Annotated in this window: 4 protein-coding genes; 1 reads left to right on the top strand and 3 read right to left on the bottom strand. The window is 70.9% G+C overall.

Going from position 1 to position 6,256, the window contains the following annotated elements; translation table 11 throughout:
• Nucleotides 1-8 precede the first annotated feature (8 nt).
• From ACFWE2_RS24010 to ACFWE2_RS24000, 3 genes are all read right to left on the bottom strand, one after another.
• A complete protein-coding gene (locus tag ACFWE2_RS24010; protein WP_377226726.1) occupies nt 9-1,010 on the bottom strand; it encodes a hypothetical protein in 1,002 nt (333 codons plus the stop codon).
• A 120-nt stretch (nt 1,011-1,130) separates the two neighbouring features.
• A complete protein-coding gene (locus ACFWE2_RS24005) occupies nt 1,131-1,925 on the bottom strand; it encodes a hypothetical protein (protein WP_377226725.1) in 795 nt (264 codons plus the stop codon).
• Nucleotides 1,922-2,566, bottom strand: coding sequence for a SigE family RNA polymerase sigma factor (locus ACFWE2_RS24000; RefSeq protein ID WP_377226724.1), 645 nt, complete (start codon nt 2,564-2,566; stop codon nt 1,922-1,924). Before ACFWE2_RS24000 ends, ACFWE2_RS24005 begins: the two co-directional genes overlap by 4 nt.
• Nucleotides 2,567-2,894: 328 nt before the next feature.
• On the opposite strand from ACFWE2_RS24000, the gene ileS reads away from it, so the two are divergent.
• A complete protein-coding gene (gene ileS, locus ACFWE2_RS23995; RefSeq protein ID WP_377226723.1) occupies nt 2,895-6,194 on the top strand; it encodes an isoleucine--tRNA ligase in 3,300 nt (1,099 codons plus the stop codon).
• Nucleotides 6,195-6,256 lie beyond the last annotated feature (62 nt).

Genomic DNA, 6,256 nt, shown 5'->3' with positions numbered 1-6,256 from the left:
GTGCATGGTCATCTCGCGCTGGCTGCCCGACGCCGGGACGGCCGCGGCGGCAGCTCCCGGCCGGGTCGCCAGCCCTCCTGACGCAGGACCCGGGCGACCTCACCGGCGAAGTGGCCGCCGGTGACGTGACCGGGAAAGAACCGGAGGACGATGTTCTGCCCCTCGCCGACCAGCCCGTTCTGCCGCGTCGCGTCACGCCATACCTGACGATCCGCCCCGTGGAACTCGTGCGAGTCGATCTCGACGATCAGCCAACGTCCGTCGCCGAGGTACCAGGCGAGGTCGGCTCGGCCGAGGAAACGCCCCCGGGCATCGAAGAAATCACGCTGCAGGTCGTCGGGCGCGATGCCGGCATCGTGGCACCGCAGCCGCGCGTGGCTCTCGGGCGGTGACTCCGCCCGGCCGTCGGTCAGCGGCAGCCAGGCGATGACCACGAGCGATCCCCTGCGGTTCACGAGCTGACCGCGGATCCTCGCGAGGTCCTCCGCCCGGATCAGGCCCTGGTTCAGCGCACTGTCCAGGCAGGCGACCGCCTGGTCGCGGGTCAGCGTCGGCAGCGCCTGGACCAGCGCTCGCTCCGCCGTCACCACCTGACGGCCGGAGACCTCGACCGTGTCCGGCCCGGTTCCGTACTGCCGGAAGACGACTCCGTCCCGGGACTTGCGTGCGCCACCGCCTGGGAAGGTCGCCTCGGGGACGATCCGGCGAGGGAGCCCCTTTACCCCGTGCAGCGCCAGGGCGCACGCGCCGACCGCGATGGCCCGGCGGTTGGCCAGCAGCGCGGTCCAGGCCGACCGGAGGCGATCTACGTCGTAGGGGTGCAGGCCGGTCCGGACGTCTCCCGTGTCGAAGACTCCGCGCGTGACCCGCCGCCACGAGCCGCCGATGACGAGGTTGCGGCGCCTCGACGGCCCGAGGCCGACGGCGTCGCACTGCAGGGACGACACGAGGCCGGCCTGGTCCCGGGCGAGGCTCAGCAGCTTCGGTGGGACGGGTATCTTCTTTGGCACGTCATCAATTACATCTGATGACAATGGTTGCCAATCTTTGATATCCACAGGCGTGGGGGTGACCATGCACTTGCTGCCAGGCCGGGGCCGATCTTGGCAGCAAGTGCATGGTCATCCTCATCAGTGAAGGGTCAACGTCGACTGGAAGGCCTTGACGAAGTCCGTAGCACCCTCCTGGGCGAGGTTCAGCGTGATGACGTAGGCGCCCGGTCCCGAGGTGGGTTCGAGGACGAACATCGTCGGCCCCTTCATGTCGTCGGGGACCTCGCTGCCGTCGGGCAGGCCGGCTGCCTCGGCGCTCACATCATGCGCGACGGCACGTCTGGCTCCTGGGAGGCTGAGGTCCTTGCCGCCCGGCTTGTCGGCGATGCTCGGCCAGGAGGGCGTCTCGGACCCCTCGTCGTAGTAGGCGATCCGGAGGAACGGCGGGACGTCGGGATCCTCGCTGCTGTGCCACATGTGGGAGGTCACACCGGGCTCGTCCTGGACCGGGCCGCTGGTGACGATCTCGGGAGGCAGAGCGTAGGTGAGGCCCTCCAGCTCGTGTGCGTGCCATCCATCGGGCACGCTCTTCGCCTGCTCCAGCGCTTCCCGGGCTGCCAGGTCCACCTCCCTCGCTCGTCGCTCCTCCGCCGACGTCGACGACGACGCCGACGACACCGGCGACCCGCCCGGCAGCAGCACCCCGGGCGCCGTCGGACCGCCGAGCGCGATGGCGGCGCCCGCGACGGCCGCCACCGTCAGCACGCCGCCACCCGTCGCGAGGACCGCCCGGCGGGTCCGGGTGCGGCGGATCGCCACGCGCGACATGGCGTGCGGGTTCGCAGAGGTGGGCGGCTCGACACCGGTGCTGAGGTCGCGCAGGTGCGCCACCCAGCTCTCGTCGACGGGGTTGGTGGTTGAGTGGTCGTTCATGCGTCCTGTCCTTCCGAGAGCAGCTCGCGCAGGCGGGCGAGGCCGCGTGCGCCTTGGGACTTCACGTTTCCGATGCTGACGCCGAGCTCCTCGGCGACGTCGGCCTCGGACCGGTCGAGCAGGTGGCGCAGCACGACCACCCGGCGCTGGCCGGGGCCGAGCCTGCGCAGCGCGCGCACGAGACGTTCCCGTTCGGCGACCTGGTTCCCGCTGTCGAGCGCGGGGGAGCGGCTCGCCTCGTGCGCGACGACGACGTCCTCCGGCGACTGCAGGACCTCGCGGCGCGTGCGCCGCCAGCCGTCGATCCGCGCGGTGGCCAGTACCTTCCGGGCATAGGCGAACGGGTTCCCGTCCTTGAGCCGGGACCAGTGCCGGTAGGTCCGCTCGAGCGCGATCTGGGTAAGGTCGTTGGCGCGGTGGTCGTCGCCGCACAGGAGGTAGGCGATGCGGTGCAGGGCGGCCGTGTTCTCGACGGCGAAGAGCCGGAACTGCTCCTCCGCTGACACCCCGGTGCGGACCACCGAGAACTCCGGTGCACCGCCCGGAGCGGGCTCGGCGGCTCCGGGCTCCGGCACGGCCCGCAAGGGTCCGCCGACCGCTGTGCCGACCGGCGGACCGGTCGCGTGGCTGATTGCGTTCATGCCCCCTGGACGCAGGCGGGGCGCGATCAGGTTGCACGCCGGGCTTTTCCGGTTGCCGCCGCCCGGTACGATTGCCCTACAGGCATCGACCCGGCTATCACCGGTGAGCCTCCGGAAGAACAGGTCACCCCCGCCGCCGTCGGGCAGCGGGAACCCCAGTAGAACCGGACGGGTAGGCCCGTCACAGCCGTCAACGAGCGGCCGCACGCGGGAGCGAGCGGCAAGCGGGGTGGTACCGCGGCGCACCCAGGTGCGGCGTCCTCGCAGCAGAAGCACCAAGACGTCCACCTGCTGCCGAACCGCTGAACCGCCAGGAGCCAGAAGAACCATGGCCTATCCGCTGCACCGTCCGAGCGACGCCACCACCCCCGTGCCCGCATCGCCCAGCCTGCCCGACCTCGAGCGCGACGTCCTCGAGTACTGGGAGAAGGACGACACCTTCCGCGCGTCCGTCGAGGCCCGGCCGGCCGGCGAGAACGGCAGCAACGAGTTCGTCTTCTACGACGGCCCGCCGTTCGCCAACGGCCTGCCCCACTACGGCCACCTGCTGACCGGGTACGCGAAGGACGTCGTCCCGCGCTACCGGACGATGCGGGGACAGCGCGTCGAGCGCCGCTTCGGCTGGGACACGCACGGGCTCCCGGCGGAGCTGGAGGCCATGAGCCAGCTCGGCATCAAGACCAAGGACGAGATCGTCGAGCTCGGCATCGACAAGTTCAACGAGGCCTGCCGCTCCAGCGTGCTCAAGTACACCGACGAGTGGCGCACCTACGTGACGCGCCAGGCCCGCTGGGTGGACTTCGACAACGACTACAAGACGCTGAACCCGACGTTCATGGAGTCGGTGCTCTGGGCCTTCAAGTCGCTGTTCGACAAGGGCCTCATCTACGAGGGCTTCCGCGTGCTGCCCTACTGCTGGAACGACCAGACCCCGCTGAGCAACCACGAGCTGCGCATGGACGACGACGTCTACCAGCAGCGGCAGGACCCGGCGGTGACCGTCGGGTTCGCGGTGACGGAGGTCCCGGAGAACGCGGATGTGCTCCGTACCGGCGACCACCTGCTGATCTGGACGACGACGCCGTGGACCCTGCCCTCCAACCTGCTGGTCATGGTCGGCCCCGACGTCGACTACGTGGTCGTCGAGTCGTCCTTCACCGGCACCCCGCAGCGGTACGTGCTGGCGGAGGCGCGCGTGGCGGCGTACGCGCGCGAGCTGACGGACGAGGGCAACGACGAGCCCACCGTCGTCGGACGCCTCAAGGGCAGCGACCTCCTGGGTGCCGCGTACGCGCCGCCGTTCGCCTACTACGAGGGCCACACCGGCGCGCACCGCGTGGTCGAGGCCGACTTCGTCACGACGACCGACGGCACGGGCCTCGTCCACAACGCCGGCGCGTTCGGTGAGGAGGACAAGCAGGTCAGCGACCGTGAGGGCGTCGAGCCGGTCATCCCCGTGGGGGCCGACGGGCGCTTCACCTTCCCCGTCGAGGAGTACACCGGGCTGCAGGTCTTCGACGCGAACGCGGCGATCATCGACCACCTCAAGGCCCGCACGCGGGGGGCGGCCGACGACGAGGCCGGGCGGACGACGTCGGGCACCGTGCTGCTGCGCCGCGAGCAGTACGCGCACTCGTACCCGCACTGCTGGCGCTGCCGTCAGCCGCTCATCTACATGGGCGTGTCCTCGTGGTTCGTCGAGGTGTCGAAGTTCAAGGACCGCATGGTCGAGCTGAACGAGCAGATCACGTGGGTGCCCGACCACATCAAGCAGGGTCAGTTCGGCAAGTGGCTGGAGAACGCGCGCGACTGGTCGATCACGCGCAACCGGTTCTGGGGCTCGCCCGTGCCCGTCTGGAAGTCGGACAACCCTGCCTACCCCCGCATCGACGTGTACGGGTCGTTCGCGGAGATCGAGCGTGACTTCGGTCGGCTGCCGCAGGACAAGGACGGCAACCCGGACCTGCACCGCCCGTTCATCGACGACCTGACGCGGCCCAACCCGGACGACCCGACCGGGCAGTCCACGATGCGCCGCGTCGAGGACGTGCTGGACGTCTGGTTCGACTCCGGCTCGATGCCGTACGCGCAGGTGCACTACCCGTTCGAGAACGCCGACTGGTTCGAGCACCACTACCCGGGCGACTTCATCGTCGAGTACATCGGGCAGACCCGCGGCTGGTTCTACACGCTGCACGTGCTGGCCACCGCGCTGTTCGACCGGCCGTCGTTCCAGACGGCGCTCTCGCACGGCATCGTGCTGGGCTCCGACGGCCGCAAGATGTCCAAGTCGCTGAAGAACTACCCGGACGTCAACGAGGTCTTCGACCGTGACGGCTCCGACGCGATGCGCTGGTTCCTCATGGCGTCGCCGATCCTGCGCGGCGGCAACCTCGTGGTCACCGAGGAGGGCATCCGCGACGCCGTCCGCCAGGTGCTGCTGCCGCTGTGGAGCACGTACTACTTCTTCACGCTGTACGCCAACGCCGCCGGGGACGGCGCGGGCTACGCGGCGCAGCCGCTGACGCCCGAGCGCGTGGCCGGGCTGCCGGTCATGGACCGCTACCTGCTGGCGCGCACGCGCGCTCTGGTCGCCGACGTGACCGAACAGCTCGACGGCTACGACATCGCCGGCGCCTGCGACTCGGTGCGCCAGTACCTCGACGCCCTGACCAACTGGTACGTGCGCACACAGCGGGACCGGTTCTGGGCAGAGGACGCCGACGCCTTCGACACCCTGTCCACGGCGCTGGAGGTGCTGTGCCGGGTGATGGCGCCGCTGGCGCCGCTGCTCACCGAGGAGGTCTGGCGCGGCCTGACCGGCGGGCGCTCGGTGCACCTGGCGGACTTCCCGGTGGTCGAGACCCTGGTGGCCGACGACGCCCTCGTCGCAGCCGTCGAGTCCGCGCGGGCGGTGGTGTCGCAGACGCTGGCGCTGCGCAAGGCGAACAAGCTGCGCGTGCGGCAGCCGCTGCGGTCGCTCGTGGTGGCCGTCGCGGACCCGGACGGCGTCGCGCCGTTCACCGGGCTGATGGAGACGGAGCTGAACGTCAAGGAGGTCCGGCTGGTCGCCTTCTCGCCGGAGGTCGCCACCGAGTACGGCATCTCCGAGCGCCTGGCGGTCAACGCGCGTGCCGCCGGCCCGCGGCTCGGTCGCGGCGTGCAGGCGGTGATCAAGGCGGCCAAGTCCGGCGCCTGGTCCAAGACCGACGCCGGTGCCGTCGTGGTCGCGACGGAGGGCGGCGAGGTCGAGCTGCTCGAGACCGAGTACGAGCTGACGACGGTCGTCGCGCCCCTTGACGCCCAGGACCCGGCGGACGCGGGCACCGAGCCCGCCCAGACCGCCGCGGCGGTCCTGGCCGGCGGCGGTTTCGTCGTGCTCGACCTCATGCTCGACGACGCGCTGCGCGCCGAGGGTTACGCCCGCGACGTCGTCCGCGACGTGCAGGACGCACGCAAGGCCGCCGGCCTGCAGGTCGCCGACCGCATCGCGCTCGAGCTGACGGTGCCTGCCGAGTGGGTCGCCGCCGTCGAGGAGCACCGCGAGCTCGTGACCCGGGAGACGCTCGCGACGTCGCTGGCCGTGACGGCGGGGGCCGAGCGGACGGTATCGGTGACGAAGGCCTGACCCCTTGCCGCGAGGTAGAGCGCCTGTCCGAGTCCCCCTGAGTGTGTCAGGGGGACTCGGAC

The sequence above is a fragment of the Promicromonospora sp. NPDC060271 genome (assembly GCF_042726755.1).
Classification (GTDB): domain Bacteria; phylum Actinomycetota; class Actinomycetes; order Actinomycetales; family Cellulomonadaceae; genus Promicromonospora.
The sequence above is the reverse complement of the archived record's forward strand: the minus strand, read 5'-3'. Positions and strand labels throughout refer to the sequence as shown.

Excerpts from the sequence above, each read along its gene's own strand:
- ACFWE2_RS24000 (WP_377226724.1), bottom strand. The coding sequence starts at position 2,566 with ATGAACGCAATCAGCCACGCGACCGGTCCGCCGGTCGGCACAGCGGTC.
- ileS (WP_377226723.1), top strand. The coding sequence starts at position 2,895 with ATGGCCTATCCGCTGCACCGTCCGAGCGACGCCACCACCCCCGTGCCC.
- ACFWE2_RS24005 (WP_377226725.1), bottom strand. The coding sequence starts at position 1,925 with ATGAACGACCACTCAACCACCAACCCCGTCGACGAGAGCTGGGTGGCG.